This window comes from Janthinobacterium sp. 64 (assembly GCF_002813325.1).
Lineage (GTDB): Bacteria > Pseudomonadota > Gammaproteobacteria > Burkholderiales > Burkholderiaceae_D > Janthinobacterium.
This window is the reverse complement of record NZ_PHUG01000001.1, coordinates 805,271-821,409: the sequence shown is the minus strand read 5'-3', so window position 1 is coordinate 821,409 and position 16,139 is coordinate 805,271. Positions and strand designations below refer to the sequence as shown.

At 64.4% G+C, this 16,139-nt stretch carries 15 protein-coding genes; 6 read left to right on the top strand and 9 right to left on the bottom strand.

Features of this window, described 5'->3' with window-relative positions; genetic code table 11:
* Positions 1–3 precede the first annotated feature (3 nt).
* Complete coding sequence (locus CLU91_RS03535; protein WP_100873010.1) at positions 4–1,182, bottom strand: citrate synthase family protein; 1,179 nt, start codon at positions 1,180–1,182, stop codon at positions 4–6.
* A gap of 91 nt (positions 1,183–1,273) precedes the next feature.
* Here CLU91_RS03535 and CLU91_RS03530 point away from each other — a divergent pair, with 91 nt between their 5' ends.
* A complete protein-coding gene (locus CLU91_RS03530) occupies positions 1,274–2,833 on the top strand; it encodes an FAD-dependent oxidoreductase (RefSeq protein WP_100873009.1) in 1,560 nt (519 codons plus the stop codon).
* A gap of 17 nt (positions 2,834–2,850) precedes the next feature.
* On the opposite strand, the gene CLU91_RS03525 is transcribed toward CLU91_RS03530, so the two are convergent.
* The 3 genes from CLU91_RS03525 to CLU91_RS03515 all read right to left on the bottom strand — a co-directional run bounded on the left by CLU91_RS03525 (position 2,851) and on the right by CLU91_RS03515 (position 4,519).
* Positions 2,851–3,309, bottom strand: coding sequence for a hypothetical protein (locus CLU91_RS03525; RefSeq protein WP_100873008.1), 459 nt, complete (start codon positions 3,307–3,309; stop codon positions 2,851–2,853).
* Positions 3,310–3,318: 9 nt separating this feature from the next.
* Positions 3,319–3,564 carry a DUF6434 domain-containing protein gene (locus CLU91_RS03520; RefSeq protein ID WP_100873007.1) on the bottom strand — a complete coding sequence of 82 codons (246 nt, stop codon included), beginning with the start codon at positions 3,562–3,564 and terminating at the stop codon, positions 3,319–3,321.
* 73 nt (positions 3,565–3,637) lie between these two features.
* Positions 3,638–4,519 carry a LysR family transcriptional regulator gene (locus CLU91_RS03515; protein ID WP_198521235.1) on the bottom strand — a complete coding sequence of 294 codons (882 nt, stop codon included), beginning with the start codon at positions 4,517–4,519 and terminating at the stop codon, positions 3,638–3,640.
* Between the two features lie 97 nt (positions 4,520–4,616).
* Here CLU91_RS03515 and CLU91_RS03510 point away from each other — a divergent pair, with 97 nt between their 5' ends.
* Positions 4,617–5,201 (top strand): GNAT family N-acetyltransferase, encoded by a 585-nt coding sequence (locus CLU91_RS03510; protein WP_157814573.1) that lies wholly within the window; start codon positions 4,617–4,619, stop codon positions 5,199–5,201.
* A 128-nt stretch (positions 5,202–5,329) separates the two neighbouring features.
* Positions 5,330–6,808 carry an MFS transporter gene (locus tag CLU91_RS03505; protein ID WP_269800647.1) on the top strand — a complete coding sequence of 493 codons (1,479 nt, stop codon included), beginning with the start codon at positions 5,330–5,332 and terminating at the stop codon, positions 6,806–6,808.
* A gap of 24 nt (positions 6,809–6,832) precedes the next feature.
* Here the strand turns inward: CLU91_RS03505 and CLU91_RS03500 are convergent, their stop codons facing one another.
* Both CLU91_RS03500 and CLU91_RS03495 read right to left on the bottom strand, forming a co-directional pair.
* Entirely contained in the window at positions 6,833–7,585 is a 753-nt protein-coding gene (locus CLU91_RS03500) for a LytR/AlgR family response regulator transcription factor (protein WP_100873003.1), read from the bottom strand.
* The gene (locus CLU91_RS03495) at positions 7,582–8,670 is read right to left on the bottom strand and encodes a sensor histidine kinase (protein WP_157814572.1); all 1,089 of its coding nucleotides are present in this window, start codon (positions 8,668–8,670) and stop codon (positions 7,582–7,584) included. Before CLU91_RS03495 ends, CLU91_RS03500 begins: the two co-directional genes overlap by 4 nt.
* A 210-nt stretch (positions 8,671–8,880) precedes the next feature.
* Here CLU91_RS03495 and CLU91_RS03490 point away from each other — a divergent pair, with 210 nt between their 5' ends.
* Positions 8,881–9,864: a formylglycine-generating enzyme family protein gene (locus CLU91_RS03490; RefSeq protein ID WP_157814571.1), complete on the top strand. Its 984-nt coding sequence runs from the start codon at positions 8,881–8,883 to the stop codon at positions 9,862–9,864.
* A 199-nt stretch (positions 9,865–10,063) separates the two neighbouring features.
* On the opposite strand, the gene CLU91_RS03485 is transcribed toward CLU91_RS03490, so the two are convergent.
* A complete protein-coding gene (locus CLU91_RS03485; RefSeq protein ID WP_100873001.1) occupies positions 10,064–12,349 on the bottom strand; it encodes a heavy metal translocating P-type ATPase in 2,286 nt (761 codons plus the stop codon).
* 99 nt (positions 12,350–12,448) lie between these two features.
* On the opposite strand from CLU91_RS03485, the gene cadR reads away from it, so the two are divergent.
* Both cadR and CLU91_RS03475 read left to right on the top strand, forming a co-directional pair.
* Positions 12,449–12,880: a Cd(II)/Pb(II)-responsive transcriptional regulator gene (cadR, locus tag CLU91_RS03480; protein ID WP_034787498.1), complete on the top strand. Its 432-nt coding sequence runs from the start codon at positions 12,449–12,451 to the stop codon at positions 12,878–12,880.
* A 43-nt stretch (positions 12,881–12,923) separates the two neighbouring features.
* A complete protein-coding gene (locus CLU91_RS03475; RefSeq protein WP_100873000.1) occupies positions 12,924–13,964 on the top strand; it encodes a hypothetical protein in 1,041 nt (346 codons plus the stop codon).
* Here the strand turns inward: CLU91_RS03475 and CLU91_RS03470 are convergent.
* Both CLU91_RS03470 and CLU91_RS03465 read right to left on the bottom strand, forming a co-directional pair.
* A complete protein-coding gene (locus CLU91_RS03470; protein WP_232730611.1) occupies positions 13,961–15,511 on the bottom strand; it encodes a methyl-accepting chemotaxis protein in 1,551 nt (516 codons plus the stop codon). The genes CLU91_RS03475 and CLU91_RS03470 overlap by 4 nt on opposite strands.
* Positions 15,512–15,571: 60 nt before the next feature.
* Positions 15,572–16,039, bottom strand: a complete 468-nt coding sequence (locus tag CLU91_RS03465) for a cache domain-containing protein (protein ID WP_232730610.1) — start codon at positions 16,037–16,039, stop codon at positions 15,572–15,574.
* Between the last annotated feature and the right edge of the window lie 100 nt (positions 16,040–16,139).

The window sequence follows — 16,139 nt, the reverse complement described above, 5'->3', positions numbered from 1 at the left end:
AGACTATTTCCAGTCGCGCTGGTGGCGGCCGATGTAGCGCGCGCGGGGACGGATCAGCGCCGCGCTGGCCGCTTGCTCGTTGGCATGCGCGATCCAGCCGGCCGACCGCGCCAGCGCAAACACGCTCAGTGCTGCGCCCTCGGGCCAATCGAACGCCAGCTCCATGGCGGCCAGCGCCAGGTCGGCATTCGGCCTGGCATCGAGCAACTGACCCGCCGCCGCGCAAACGGCCAGGATGGCTGCCAGTTGCGGCTTGTCCCGCGCCATTGTCGACAGAATGCCCAGCAGATACGCGGCGCGCGGGTCGCCATCTGGATACAGCGGATGGCCAAAGCCGGCAAATGCCGGCGCGATGGTCTTGTAAAAAGCGCTGATGGCCTCCCTGGCATCCGGCGCGGCCAGCGCCTGCGTCAACATGCGGCGCGCCGCCGCGCTGCCACCGCCGTGTTTGTCGCCGGACAAGGCCGCCAACCCGGCGCCTAGCGCGGCGGGCAAGCTGGCACCCGTCGAGGCGACGCAGCGTACGGCAAAGGTCGACGCATTCAATTCATGGTCGGCCAGCAACACGAGGGCGGCGCGCAGCAATTCAGTTTGCTCCGCATCGGCTTGCCACGCCTGGGCCAGCTGCTGGTGCAGCGGCAGGGCGGACGGCGCCGTCTGCAGCAGGGCGGCGGCCAGCAGGCGCATCAAGGCGGGACCGGACTCCAGCGCGTGCGGCATGTCCGCTGGCGCCAGCATGGCCATGGCCAGCATGGCGCGCGCCAGCGGCGTCGCATCGGCCGCGCTGGCCAGTCCTGGCGGCAGGGCCGGCGCGTTTTGCTGGAAATAGTCGCTCGCGCCATCGTCCCACAGCAGCCCGGCGGCCGCTTCCAGGGTCGCGTGCTGCGCCAGCGTCGTCGCCTCGCATCCGCGGTACAGCAATCGTCCATCGAGAATGTGGGAAATCTGCGTCTCCAGCACGGGCAAGCCCCAGTGCATGGCGGCCGTGGCCGTCTGGCCGCCGCGCTTGGCGTCGCTCTTGCGGGCCGCCAGGCGCAGCACGTCTTCCTGCGGATAGCGCTTGTGGCGCGATTGCCCGTTGCTGACGGAAGCGAGCAAGCCCCGGCTGACATAGGAATACAGGGTGGGCAGGCTGACGCCCAGCAGGCGCGCCGCGTCAGGAGCGGACAGATCGTTTTTCATGGCGGCGATTGTATCTGTATATTGATTCGCGGAATCAAGATTGACGGGCCGGGGCACACATCACTAGACTCATGCCTTTCCAGGAGTCTCCATGAGCACATACACCATCCGCACCCTGCGTGCCGACGACGCCGCGCCGCTGCTGGCCTTCGAGCAAGCCAACCGGGCCTGGTTCGAGCGCCATATCGACCGGCGCCCCGACGATTTTTACAGCGTTGACGGCATCCAGGCCCACATTGCGCAATTCCTGGACCAGCACGCACAGGGCCGCATGCACCCCTGCGTCATCGTCGACGAACACGGACAATTGATCGGCCGCGCCAACCTGAAGGACATTGACAGGCAGCAAGGCGTGGCCGAAGTCGGCTACCGCATCGGCGAGCAGCAGGCGGGCAAGGGCCTGGCCACGGCCGCGCTGCACCACCTGATCGCCCTGGCGCAAGACGAGTGGCGGCTGGCCAGCCTGTGTGCGTATGCCATCGACGGCAATGCGGCTTCGATCCGCGTGCTGGAACGCTGCGGTTTCGTGCAGGGAATGGCCGTGCCCGATATTGCCATGGTGGCAGGTAACGTTGTCGATGGCCATGCGTATGCGCTGGCGTTGCGGGCTGCCCCCAAACGCATCGTCGTCATCGGTGCAGGCATCGTCGGCGCGTCTCTCGCCTACCACCTGGCCAGCAAGGGCGCACAAGTGACGGTGGTCGAGGCGGGCGGCATCGCGTCCGGCGTGACGGCTACCTCGTTTGCGTGGATTAACACGTCCTGCGCGGGGATTGACCCCATTGCGGCCCTGCGCGGCGGCGCCATCGCTGCCTGGCGCCAGCTGGAAACGCAGGTGCCCGGACTGGCGCTGCGCTGGCACGGCGCCTTGTCGTATGGCACGCAGGATGGGCGCGTGTCGCCCGACTCCATCTTGATAGACCACGCGCGCATCGCCCGGCTTGAACCGCAGCTGCGGCAGCCGCCGCAACAGGCGATCTTTGCGCCGGAGCAGGGCGCCCTCGACGCCGTTACCGCGACCCACGCCTTGCTGGCAGCGGCCCAGGCACTCGGTGCAACCGTCCGCACGCACACGCCCGTGCTGGGCTTTGCGGTGCGGGACGCGCGGGTGACGGGCGTGGCAACGGCCGCTGGCGTCATCGAAGCTGACATGGTCGTGCTGGCAGCGGGCACCGGCACTGCCCAGCTGGCCTCGCAACTGGGCGCCAGCCTGCCGATTCACGCCTCGCCCGCCATCTTCCTGCGCTACCAGGCGCCGCCCGGCCTGGTGCGCGGCATTATTTCCAGCCATGCAATGGAAGTGCGGCAAGCAGAAGACGGCACCATGCTGGCAGCGGAAGATTACGTGGACGACGCCCCGGACAAGCAGCCCGCCGCCATCGCGCAACGCACGGCCAGCGCCATCCGGGAAGAACTTGCGGGCGCCGAAGCTATCGTGCCCGAGTTCGCCTGCATCGGCCTGCGTCCCATGCCCTTGGACGGCGTGCCCGTCATCGGCTACTTGCCGCAGGTCGGAGGCGCGTACGTGTGCGCCATGCATCCGGGCGTCGTGCTGGCGGCCATCGTGGGCCAGCTGGCCAGCGAAGAAATCATCACTGGCGAGCCAGCATCGGCCCTGGAGGCTTGCCGGCCCGCGCGTTTCCCGGCGTGATTGGGGCGTGCTGATTCCTACGGCACGGCGACCACGAACACGGGCAGGACGAACGGCGCGGCTTCCTCCTCATCGCCTTGCTCCGACGGGGCCTGCATATAGTGCTCGTTGCGCCAGTCCCCGTTTACCACGCGCTCGGCGATTAACGATACATCCTGCGTTTCGCGCAGTTCGCAGCGAAACGGCAACCGCCCGTGCGAGCGCGACACCAGACTGAACCGCAACTGGCGGCATTGCGCATCATGCCAGCAGTAGAACAGCATCTCCTCGCCAGCGAGCGCGCTGCTGCGTGCCGCGATCACCTGGCCGATGAATGCAACGATCTCGGCCGCATGGATCTGCGGCGTTTCCTCGTCCGTGGGCGAGAAGCTCCACATATTGCTCATCGCTTCGTGATTGATGTTGTCGGGATCGATCTCCACGGCATCGTCTTTTGCCATGGTGAGCCAGTTGTTGAGGACAGCTGATTGAATCATGTAAGGATTTCAGTACTTATCAGTATTTTTTATTGAAGCATCGGCGGCTTGAACATGTCGACGCTGCCATTCATCCGCCACATCGCCCATGGTTTTGGCGGCGCCGTCGCGTATCCAGGCCATGAGATCACGGTCGAGCTTGAATCCGGGGCCGCACTGATCCACCAGGAAGCGCCTGACGTTTTGCGTGTTTTTATAGTGGGCGTCGACGCTGGTCTTCCGGGTAATGACGCCGCCATGCCAATCGAAATGCATGCTGTATTCCTTTGAATGTCCAGAACGTACCATTCTAGATCATGGGCGCCAGCTCGGCGACTGTCCAGCCGTCTCACCCCCTCGGCCCATCCAGCAACAGCTCCGCCAGCCTCGTCGTCAGCCACAAACTCGTCTCACTGAGCTTTTTCCCATGGATCGACAAGCGCCGCACGGGCAAGCGCGACAAGGCCAGCGCCGGGCAGGGCACTTCCTGCAGGTAACCCTTGTAATTGTCGTAATTGGCGATGTTCAGCGGCAAAATCGCCCAGCCCAGCCCGTCCGCGACCATTTCGGCAATACTGTAAAAACTGTCGGAAAACCAGACGGCGGGGCTGAAAGCGTGTTCACGGTTGAGCTCGGAATCCATGATCAGCTGGCGGTAGCGGGTCAGCTCGTTGCGGCTCACTTCCTGGCCGTGCGCCATGGCATGGCCTTTCGCCACGAACACGCCTTGCGCCACGCTGCCGATGTGCTGCTGTTCCAGTATGGGCGAGATGGGGCCGCGGTCGAAGTGAAAAGCAACGTCCGCTTGCTGCTGCTCCACGTATTGCGCCACTTCCGAGGCCGTGGCGTTGAGCATCACCAGTTCCAGCGCCGGGTAGCGCGCCGCCAGTTCCTTGACCAGGGTGCCGATGGCCAGGTAGGGCAGGGCTTCGTCCAGGGTCAGGGTCAGCTGCGCTTCGGGCGCCTCGCTCAGCAGTTGGGCGCGCAGCTGCAAGCGCTCGGCCTGGCGCAGCAGTTCGCACGCTTCCAGGTGCATCACCTTGCCCGCTTCCGTCAGTACGGCGCTGCGGCGCGAACGGTCGAACAGTTCCACGCCGAATTCCGCTTCCAGTAAACCAATCGAGGTGCTGACCACCGATTGGGCGCGGCCCAGCCGGCGCGCCGCGCCCGAGAAAGAACCGGCCGCGACGGCCGCTTCAAAGTAGCGCATTTGTTCCAAAGTCCATTGCATGGCATCCACCTATCTGTTTTACAGATGGATTTTAACTTGAATGCCATTCAGGGGCGACATAAAATGCCTTTACATTTTCAACAACATGAGATCCGCCATGAAAAACGCCCAAGCCAATTCACCCGCCATCAGCTTTGACTGGTGTCACGACGCCAGCGCCGAAGATGCCTTGTGCCAGTTATATCTTGATAACGTCAGCGCCGACTACATCTCCCATTCGGAGCTGCAAGGCGAACGCGCCGACGCACCGGGCAACTGGCGCGCGGACTTGCCTGAAGTGATACGCGGCGAAATCCGCGCCGCCCTGTCGCATGACTGGGCACATGGCGATTCGACCCTGCTGGCTGTCGCCACATCGGGCGAGGCCATCGTCGGCATGGCCTTGGTTTCCATCGACACGCGCCAGCGCGCCTCCAAATCGTTCGCCGCGCTCGATGACCTGGTCTTGCTGCCCTCCGTGCGCGGCAGCGGCATCGGCAGCCAATTGGTGGAGTGGGTAGCAAGCGAGCTACGCGGCCACGGCATCGCCCGTCTGTTCCTCGAATGCGGCGCGCACAACCTGACGGCGCAACAATTCTTCCAGGGACGCGGTTTCAAGCAAGTGTCCGTCGTCATGCTGCGCGAACTCGACACAGTTGCCGTCTCCGCTGCAGTGGATGACAAGGATGGCGACCGTGGCTGACGCCCGCCGCCCCCGACAAGCCCAGGCCCGTGGCAGCCTGGAACGTAAATATTTGCGCAGCACCCGCTTTATTCACACCGATAGTTGTTAAAAGTTACACTAAAATCAATGAGTTGTTTATGCATCCAATGAAAAAATGGCTGACGCTGGCCATCGTCTCCAGCGCCTTGTTCCTCATCGTGGTCGACATGACCGTGCTCTACACCGCCTTGCCCGCGCTGACGCGCGACTTGCAGGCATCCTCTTCGCAAAAACTGTGGATCATCAACGTCTACGCGCTGGTCGTCTCCGGTCTGCTGCCCGGCCTCGGCACCCTCGGTGACCGTTTGAGCCACAAACCCGTTTTCCTCGCCGGCCTGACCGTGTTCGGCATCGCCTCGTTGTGCGCAGCGTTTTCGCCCGCGCCGGAATGGCTGATCTTTGCCCGCATCCTGCTGGCCATCGGCGCCGCCTTGATGATGCCGGCCACCTTGTCCATCATCCGCCTGACCTTTACGGATAACCGCGAGCGCTCGTTCGCCATTGGCGTATGGGCGGCAATTGCCTCGGGCGGCGCCGCGTTTGGCCCCGTGCTCGGTGGTTTCCTGATGGAACACTACTGGTGGGGTTCCGTCTTCCTGATCAACGTGCCCATCGTGCTGCTGACCCTGGTGCTGGCCGCCGTCGTCCTGCCGAAACGGGCCGGTAACCGCGACAAGCCGTGGGATTTGATCGGTTCCCTGCAAATCATGATGGGTCTGCTTGGTGGCGTGTATGCGATCAAGGAGCTGGGCAAGTCGCAACCGTCGTATGCGCTGGCCGCCGCCTCGTTCGCCGTAGGCGCCTTCTTCATGCTGAAATTCGTGCGCCGCCAGAAGCGGCAAGCCAAGCCGCTGATCGACTTCGCCCTGTTCCGCGAACTGCCGTTTTCCAGCGCCGTGGCCGCCGCCATGGTGGCCTCGGCCGCCCTGATCGGCATGGAACTGGCGCTGAGCCAGCACATGCAGCTGGTGCGTGAATTGTCTCCGCTGGAAGCGGGTCTGCTGCTGTTGCCACTGCCGCTGGCGTCCGTGTTTGCGGGCCCGCTGACCGGTTTCATGCTGCCGCGCGCCGACAAGGCCAAGGTATTGTGGGGTTCGCTGCTGCTGTCCGGCATCGGCATGGCAGCGTATCTGGCGCTGCATGACGCCGCCGTTTCGGCGCAAGTGGCCAGCCTGGTAATCCTGGGCCTGGGCCTGGGCGCCGTCATGACGGCCGCATCGAGCGCCGTGATGCTCAACGTGGCGCCGCAACAGGCCGGCATGGCCGCCTCGATCGAGGAAGTATCGTACGAGCTGGGCGCCGTGATCGGCGTGACGGTGCTGGGCACGATTCTGTCGGCCGTCTACAGCGCCACCCTGGTGATCCCGGAAAGCGTGGGCCTGTTGCCGAATGCCCATGACACGCTCGATGCGGCGCTGCTGGCCGCCGAGCAATTGCCGGCCGAACTGGGCTTGCAAGTGTCGGAACTGGCCCGCTCGGCCTTCGACAAGGCGTTTATTGTCGTGCTGGCCACGGCTTCCGCCATCCTGATGGCGGCCGCAGCCACCATCCGCCACTTGCACCTGCGGGCGCGCCGCGTGGCTTGATGCAGCGCGACTTGGTGGCCGGAGCTACATGGCCCGGAACAGGTGCACGAAGGCGCGGCTCACGGGCAGCTCGCCCGCGTGGCCGCGCATGCGCAGGAACAGACGGCTGGCGTCGTCGCGGCGCGTGCCGTCCAGCCAGGCCAGGTTGATCAGGGTGGAGCGGTGCACTTGCCAGAATTGTTCCGGATCAAGCTGGGCCGCCAGTTCCGTGATGGGCGTGCGGATCAGGAATTCGCCATCCACGCTGGCAACGACCGTGTACTTGTCGTCGGCATGGAAAAAGCGCACCTTGGCCACGTCGAGGTGGTGCGTGCGCTCGCCACGGGACGCGAGTATGTAGCGCAGCCGGGGGCGGGCCTGGCCGGGCGCGGCCGTCAGTTGCCGCAGCGCCTGCGCCATGGCCACACCGGCGGGGGGCAAGGCCGACGCCGCACGCAGGCGCGCCACGGTGCGAGCCAGCCGTTCGGTGGTGACGGGTTTCAAGACGTAATCGAGCGCCGCGTGCTCAAAGGCTTGCAGCGCAAATTCGTCGTAGGCGGTGACGAATACCACGCGGCTTGGGCCTTCGATACCTTGCGCTACCTCCAGCCCGGTCAGTCCCGGCATCTGGATGTCGAGAAACGCGATATCGGGTTCCAGCTCGGCGATGCAGGCGGCGGCCTCGACGCCGTTGCGCGCCATATGAATGATCTGCAAGTCCGGCCACAGGGCCAGCAGCTGGTCACGCAGGTAGAGCGCCAGGTGCGGTTCATCGTCCGCGATCAGGGCGCGCATCATGCGACCGCCGGCACTGTGGAGCCGGCGCCCAGGTACGGCAGCTCCAGCACGGCTTCGACGCCAGGCCCGCTGTCGCGTTCACGCAGGCTCAGGCTGGCGGCGGCGCCGAACTGAGCCTGCAGGCGCGAGCGCAGATTGGCCAGCGCCATGCCGCTGCCCGGACGCGGTGGCTTGCCTGGGGCCGTCAAGCCCGCGCCATCGTCAAGCACGCGGATTTCCAGGCGGCCCGCGCGTACCTCGGCATGCACGACGACGCTGCCGCCGTCCAGCCTGGGCGCCAGTCCGTGCTGGATCGCGTTTTCGACCAGCGGCTGCAGCATCAGCGTGGGCATGCTGGCCAGGCGCGCTTGCGCGCTGGCGTCGATGCGGAACCGCAGGCGCTCCTCCATGCGGATCTGCATCAAGCACAGATACTGGCTTGCCATGTCGAGTTCCGCATCCAGCGTGCTGTCGCCCTGGCGCAGCTGCGACAGGCTGGCGCGCAGGTAGCCGGAAAACGTTTCCAGCATGCGTTTCGCGCGCGGCGGATCGTAGTCCATCAGGCTCTGGATGTTGGCCAGGGTATTGAACAACAGGTGCGGCTCGATCTGTCCCTGCAGCAAGCGCAGGCGCGCATCCGTCACCTCGCTTTGCAGCTGCTGCTGGCGCAGGCGCGAACGCCACCAGGCCCAGTTAGCCGCCATCACAAACAGGATGAACACGGCAAACTTGGTCAGCGCGGCGGGCAGCGAGACGAACATGCCCCACAGCTTGAAACCGACCAGTATTGGCACGATGGTAAAGCCGATGCTCATGCCCAGGATGATGGCCGCCAGGGACAGCGCGCCCAGCACCATGCCGGCGCGCAGGTCGCGCACGTTCGACATGCGCTCGACGAGCGGCGCCGGCAGGCAGCGCCCGGCCAGGCGCAGCACGCCAAACAGGGTATGCACGATGCACAGGCAGATGCCGATGTTCGGCAGCAACGATGCCCACCACCAGAGCGGCCGGTCGACCCGGCCGAAGATGGCGACGATGGTCATCAGGACCAATGCCAGGGCGACACCGATCAGGGAAACGACCAGCAGGCGGGTCAGGGTGGACACATCGTGCCGGGGGCGCAGTTCCCATAGTGAACGCCAGCCCTGTAGCAAAGTCGTTTTTCTGATCATGGGCATAGTGTAGCGGCCCCTTGCCTGATTGACCAGAACATGGCTTGCCATTCATCGGCCCCATTGTCGATTCGTCGCATGCGTGCGGCCATCCGCTGGCCGGGCTGTCAATCTGTGTTCCCACCCACCGATTACAGGAGCCACATGAAGCACAGCATACTTATCGTTGCCTGCGCCATCTTTTGCAGCGCCCAGGCCGCCGCCGCACCCATCCTCCCGCCCATGGCCAGTATTCCCGCCGGCGTGTTTATCATGGGCAGCACGGAGCCGCGCATCGGCGACGGCAGCCACAATCCGGCCGAAGGGCCGCCCCGCGAAGTGCGCGTGGCCGCATTCCGACTGGCAAAATACGAGACGACGGTGGCGCAGTTCCGGCAATTCGTTGCCGCCACAGGCTATCGGGCGGCTGGCGAATGCTGGGAATTCGACCGCACTGACGGCATCGCGCTCAAGGCGTCGGGCTGGGACGCCCCCGCGCATGCGCCAACGGACTATCATCCCGTCATGTGCGTGAGCTGGAACGATGCGGCGGCCTATGCGCAATGGCTGGCGCGGGAAACGGGGCGCCCATTCCGCCTGCCCAGCGAGGCGGAATGGGAATACGCGGCGCGCGCCGGCACCCGCACGACATACTCGTCCGGAGACGCGCCTGAACAATTATGCAAGTACGCCAACATGAAGGACCGGCGTTTCAAGGCGGCTGCGCAGCGCGATCACGGCCTCGACATGCTGGTCACCGATTGCGACGACGGCGCCGAGTACACGGCCGTCGTGGGCATGTATGCGCCCAACGGCTACGGCTTGCACGACATGATGGGCAACGTGGCGGAATGGGTGGCCGATTGCCAGCATCCCGATTACCGGGGCGCGCCCGCCGATGCGTCGGCCTGGCGCAGCGGTTGCGAGGTGGAAGGCGACTATTTCATCACGCGGGGCGGCAGCTATTCGTCCTCGCGCCAGGTACTGCGCAGCGCAGCGCGCGGGCATGGCGGGCGCGACAATGCCAGCAGCCTGGGCGAAGGTTTTCGCATTGCCGAGGACCTGGGTAGCTGCACGGCCAGCCAGTGCGTCGAGGGCGACGCCACTTTTGTCGCGGCGCTGGCAGCGGCGCGGCAAGCGCGAGACTGATGGCTTGCTCAGCGCAGCAACGTCCGGGGGAATGACGGCGTGCAATCCTGTGCGGATACCCGGCGATAAAGCGCCGGCTGGCCAGTTCAAAGCAGGCGGGGCAGGAAGGTCATCGGCTACTTTGGCGGCGGTGGAGAACAGCTGCCAAAGTAGCGTTTTTTTACAGCAATTGTCCAGATGGAAATATTTCTGGACGAGACTATACCTGCTTGCTGTTGCGCAACAAGCGCAAGCCGTTGGCCACCACCAGCAGGCTGGCGCCCACGTCGGCGAACACGGCCATCCACAGGGTCGCCATGCCGGCCAGGGCCAGGCCGAAGAACACGGCCTTGATGCCGATGGCAAAGCTGATGTTTTGCACGAGGATGCTGCGCGTGCGCTGGCTCAGGCTGATGAATTCAGGCAACTTGCCCAGTTCATCATCCATCAGGGCCACGTCCGCCGTTTCGATGGCCGTGTCGCTGCCGGCCGCGCCCATGGCAAAGCCGATGTCGGCCTGCGCCAGGGCCGGGGCGTCGTTGACGCCGTCACCGAGCATGGCCACCACGCCGAATTGCTGCTGCAAGGCCTTGATTTCATCGAGCTTGTTTTCCGGCAGCAACTCCGCTTTGAGCAGGCTGACACCGACTTCGGCACCGATGCGCTGCGCCGTCAGCAAGTTGTCTCCCGTCAGCATCACGGTGGTGACGCCCAGCGCATTCAATCTGGCAATGGCGGACGCCGCCGTCGGACGCAGCACGTCGGCCACGGCGATCACGCCCAGCGCGCCGGCCGGGCTGGCCAGCACCATGGCCGTGTACGCTTGCTGTTCCAAGCGCGCCAGAATCGCCTGCAGTGCCGGCGTCAAGAGCTTCAATTCCGTCATCAGGCGGGCATTGCCCAGGTAATACGTCTGGCCATCGATAGTGCCTTGCACGCCGCGCCCATGCAGGGCAGCAAACTGGGTCACGGGCAAGTGGCTGCCGGCGGGCGGCCCCGCCTTGACGATGGCGGCGGCCAGCGGGTGGGCGGAATTGGCGTCGAGGCTGGCGGCCAGCAGCAAGATGGCGTCACGCTCGCTGCCGTCCAAGGCCACCACGTCCGTCACGGCTGGTTTGCCCATGGTCAAGGTGCCCGTCTTGTCGACGGCGATGGCCTTGATCCGATAACCGGTTTCCAGGAATTGCCCGCCTTTCACTAAAATGCCACGGCGCGCGGCCGCCGTCAGGCCGCTGACGACGGTCACGGGCGTGGAAATGACCAGCGCACAGGGGCAGGCGATGACCAGCATCACCAGCGCCTTGTAGACCCAGGCCATGAAGGGCTGGCCCAGCAGCAAAGGCGGCAGCACCGCGACCAGAATGGCAAACACGACCACGGCGGGCGTGTAGTAGCGGGCAAAATTGTCGACAAAGCGCTGCGTGGGCGCCTGCTTGCCCTGGGTTTCCTCGATCACCTTGACGATTTTCGCCAGGGTGCTGTTGCCGCTGTTGGCTGTGACTGTGACGTCGAGCAAGCCCCGTTCATTGATGGTGCCCGCATACACGACGTCGCCCACGGCCTTGTCCACCGGCATGCTTTCACCGGTGATCGGCGCCTGGTTGACGGACGATTCGCCGCTTTGCACGATGCCGTCGAGGGCGATGCGCTCGCCCGGTTTCACGCGCATCAGGGTGCCGATGGCCACCGTGGCGACGGGTACTGGCTGCCAGGCGCCGCTGGCGTCGGCCACTGTCGCCGTGTCGGGCGCCAGCTGCATCAGGCTGTGCACGGCGTTGCGCGCCCGGTTCAGCGACAAGCCTTCGATCAGCTCGGCGATGGCGAACAGGAAGATGACCATGGCCGCTTCCGGCCACTGGCCGATGGCGACTGCGCCGAAAACCGCCAGGCTCATCAGGAAATTGATGTTCAGCGTGAACGTTTTCAGGGCAATCCAGCCCTTTTTCAGGGTTGGCCAGCCGCCCGTGGCAATCGACAGCAGGGCCAGGGCGACGACGAGGGGCGAACTGTCTTCATGCGTCGTCCACGCCAGCGCTTCGGCGGCCGCGGCGGCCAAGCCGGAGACGACCAGCAAGCCTTTTTGCAGAGTGCTCAGGCTGCCTTCGTTCGGGTCGCGCGCAACGGCGGCGTCCGCTGCCATGGGGATCGCTTCCATGCCGATGCCGTGCAGGGCCGCTTCCACCGTGGCCAGTGTCGGCAGCGTGTGGTGCACGTCGAGCACGCGGTTCATCAGGTTGAAATCGAGGCCCACGACGCCAGCCATATTGCCCAGCTTGTTGCGGATCAGCCGTTCTTCCGTGGGGCAATCCATGTTGGCGATACGGTATTTGGCCGTGCTCGCGCCGGCGATGGCTGCGCTGGGCAAGGCTGGGCTGGATGGGGCGGCAGGCGTGGACGAGCACGCATGCTGGCTGGAACAGCAACTGGCGGCCTTGGGCGCGTGCTCATGGTCGTGTTTGTGGTCATGCTTGTGCTCGTGGGTATGATCGTGGCTATCGTGCGGCATCGCATTCGTCCTTCCGGTTTCGTGTATGCTTCCATTAGAAACCCTGTAGCCGCTACAGGGTCAAGCGGAATGTGCACGAAAGAATGAAAAGGGGATGCCATGCGTATCGGAGAACTGGCCAAACGGACAGATTGTGACGTGGAAACCGTGCGTTACTATGAAAAGGCGGGTTTGCTGCAGGAACCGGGGCGCAACAGCGCCGGCTACCGCGAGTACCGCGAAGAACACCAGGAACGGCTGCAATTCATCCGCCATTGCCGCTCGCTGCAGATCGGCTTGACCGATATCCGCGCCTTGCTGGAATTTAAGAACAACCCGGCCGAAGGCTGCCAGAGCGTCAATGAGTTGCTCGACCACCATATCCTGCGCATCGCCGAGCAAATGGCGAATTTGCAAACCCTGCAGCAGCAACTGGTGACCCTGCGCCACCAGTGCGACCAGCCGCAGCCGTCGCAAGACTGCGCGATTTTGCAAAACCTGTCCGAAGCTGCCAGCGGCCACGACTGCGCCTGTCATACCGAACTTCACTAATCTATCTACCTTCATGCCAGCATTGTTTTCTAAAAGTACTTTATTGACACTTTCCCTGCTATCTCCGCTGGCTCATGCCGCCGAGCAAGCCCAATCCGCCTTCTACCTGACCCTGTACAGCGTGCCTGGCGTGCCGCGCACGGACGATCCCTATACCTGGAGCACGGCCGGCGGCCGGCAACTGATCAAAGGCTTGACGAACGAGGAAGGGCGGGCCTTCGTGAAGCCGGCCGAAGGCGAAGAAAATTACGTTCTGGAAACAGTCAGCATGCGCTGGAATATGGCCGTGCCGGCCAAATGCTGGCAAGGCGAGCCAGCCGCCCTGCAGAAATGCGCGCAATTGATGCAGAGTGCCAGCCGCTACGATATCGAGCAGGATGCGGCCAAGTTGCTGCTGAAGAAGACGCAAGCGCAACTGCAAGTCAAGGCCGAGGCGTATGCCGTGGCGGCCAGGGCCAACCAGGACGAACTGGCCTGGCTGGGGCGCCTGCCCGCCGCTTGGTCGATGGATGACTATGGCATGCGCTTGCTGGGATTGGTCGACAGGATCCAGGGCCAGATCAGCAAGGATATCAAGGCGGGCGGGGCCGATGTACGCCAGTTCGTCTGCCGCGCGCCTGCGTCCTATGGCTCCTTGCCGCAGCAGGCCGCCGTCGATGCCTGGTCCGCCACGGCGCGCCAATCGCAGCTTGAGCGCGGCGGCCCCGCCTGGGATGCGCTGGTGGCGGCGGCCGCCAAGGGCAACTGGATGGCCCGCACCGAATTGTATTACGCGCTGGCCGGTCGCAATGTCAGCGAGCTGAGCTACCTTGAACAATACCGCATCGTGCAATTGATGGAATGGCTGCACAAGCAGCAGATCGGCGCGTTGTACAGCCTGTTAAACATCGGCTATGCGGCCGTCGATTACGGCGCGGGCAAGGGCGGACAAGACCAGGTGTATGCCTATGCCGCCATGCGCGGCAGTTATGCCGACCAGTACAGCGTAGGCACGCGCCTGCAGACGGACGCCGATCCGGCTCTGGCGCAAGCAGGCGACAAGATGGTCGCCTGCGCCAAGGCCGCCAGGCCCGACTTGCGCTAACGCGGCAGCAGCGGCGGGCCGCCATCACCGAGGCGGAAGGCGTCAACCACGCGCAATAAATCATGCGCCTGGTCTTGCATGCTTTGCGCGGCGGCCGCCGATTGCTCGACCAGGGCGGCATTGCGCTGCGTCAATTCATCCATTTCCGTGATGGCATTGTTGACTTCCTCGATGCCCTTGCTCTGGCGCTGGCTGGCCGCCGTGATGTCGTTCATGATTTCCGTCACCTGGTGGACGGAGGCGACAATATCGCCCATGGTGCGCCCGGCGCTGTCGGCCAGCTCGCTGCCCGTTTCTATCCTGGCCACGGAATCCTCGATCAGCTGCTTGATTTCGCGCGCCGCCGTGGCCGAGCGCTGCGCCAGGCCCCGCACTTCGGTGGCGACGACGGCAAAACCGCGCCCCTGTTCGCCCGCGCGCGCCGCTTCCACGGCCGCGTTCAAGGCGAGGATATTGGTCTGGAACGCGATGCCGTCGATGACGGCGATGATATCGACGATGCGCCCGGAACTGGCCTTGATCGAGCCCATCGTTTCGACCACCTGGCCCACCACGCGGCCGCCTTCCAGCGCCACGTTCGAGGTCGACAGCACCATCTGGTTGGCCTGGTGCGCATGGCTGGCGTTTTCGCGCACGGTATCGGTCAAGGCATGCATGGACGTGGCCGTTTCCTGCAAAGAATGAGCTTGCGACTCCGTGCGGGCCGACAAGTCCGCATTGCCGAGCGCGATTTCACTCGCTTCCACCGTGATGGTGGAGCCCGCCTGGCGTATTTCGCCCAATAAAGTATTCCAGTTTTTCACCACGGTGGCCAGCGCCCGCGACAGCTTGCCCACCTCGTCGTCGCCCCGGGCATCGATGCGCATGGTCAGGTCGCCCGCAGCCAGGCTTTCGGCGGCGCGGCAAGCCTCATCGATGGGACGCACGACGGAACGGGCCACCCAGGTGGCGATCAGGGCCAGCAAGGCAAAGCCGATGGCCATGGTGCCCAGCGACAGCCAGCCGGCGCGCTGGCCCGCATTTTTTGTTTCCTGCAAGGCAACAACCGTGCGCTGGTCAAGATTGAGCAGCACCTGGCGCAGCTGCCCGCGCACTTGCTGGTAGTGCGTGGCGGCATTTTGCATTGCTGCCACGCCCGTATTCGGGTCCATCGAGGCCAGGTCGAGCGCCTGCGCCACGCTGGCCCGGTAGCGTTCGACGCCGGGCAGCGCCTGGCCCGCCTCCGTGGTGGCGCCCGAGAATTTCTGCAGTTCCTTCAAGCCTTGCGCGATGGCGTTCAGCTGGCCATCCGTTTGCGCGCCGAATTGCTTGAATTGCTCGTCCGTCAGGCTGGCGGCGATGGCGATCTTCGCATACACGTCGGCATGCACCTGGCCCAATGCTATGGCCTGCTGGTTGGCAAGCCGCTCGGCCGCCAGGGTGACGTCTTTCAGTTCGCGCATGCGGCTTTCGTTTTGCTGCATGGCGAAGTAGGACAAGGCTCCCATGGCCAGCAGGCAAGCCAGCGCGGCCAGCGGGACGATCAACATCTTCTGTGCGATTTTCATCGGAACCCATATCGTCAAGAGAGCGAAAAACCATCACGGCGCTGGTGGCGCGGCGGCGGGTTACAGGTAGATGCCGCCGCAGACGACGGTCTCGGCCAGTTTTTCGCAGTACATGGCCTTCGGCTCGATCTTCTTGGTTTCCGGGTTCGTGAATTTGTATTCCTGCCAGAACGTACCCTTGCTCTTGGCCAGGTCGACTCGTTCCTTGACGAAGGCCTTGCCGTCGATATCCTTCAGTTCGATCAAATTCTTGCCCACCATTTTCTGGTTGGCGCCATGCGCGGCGACCGTGCCGTCGAGTTTATAGACGACCAGGTACAGGTCGTGCAGGATGAATTGCGGCGATTTGGCCGTGATCTCGCCATACGCCTTGGCGTCACCGGCGCTCTTGATGTAGGCCACGCCTTTCTTGACCATGGCTTCGGCATCGGCGCGCGTGGCGCCGCCTTCGGCCGCGCTGGCGATGGATGGCAAGGTGGCGGCGGCAAGCATGAGCGACAGGCAAATGGCAGGGGTGAACTTGGGCATGAGAATCTCCTTCACAGTGCGGCAGGGAAATCCGGTGGGGGACCGGTGCAGTAAGGCGGCGCCTATCGAAGTGCCGACGGTTCATAGTAGCGCGATGCCA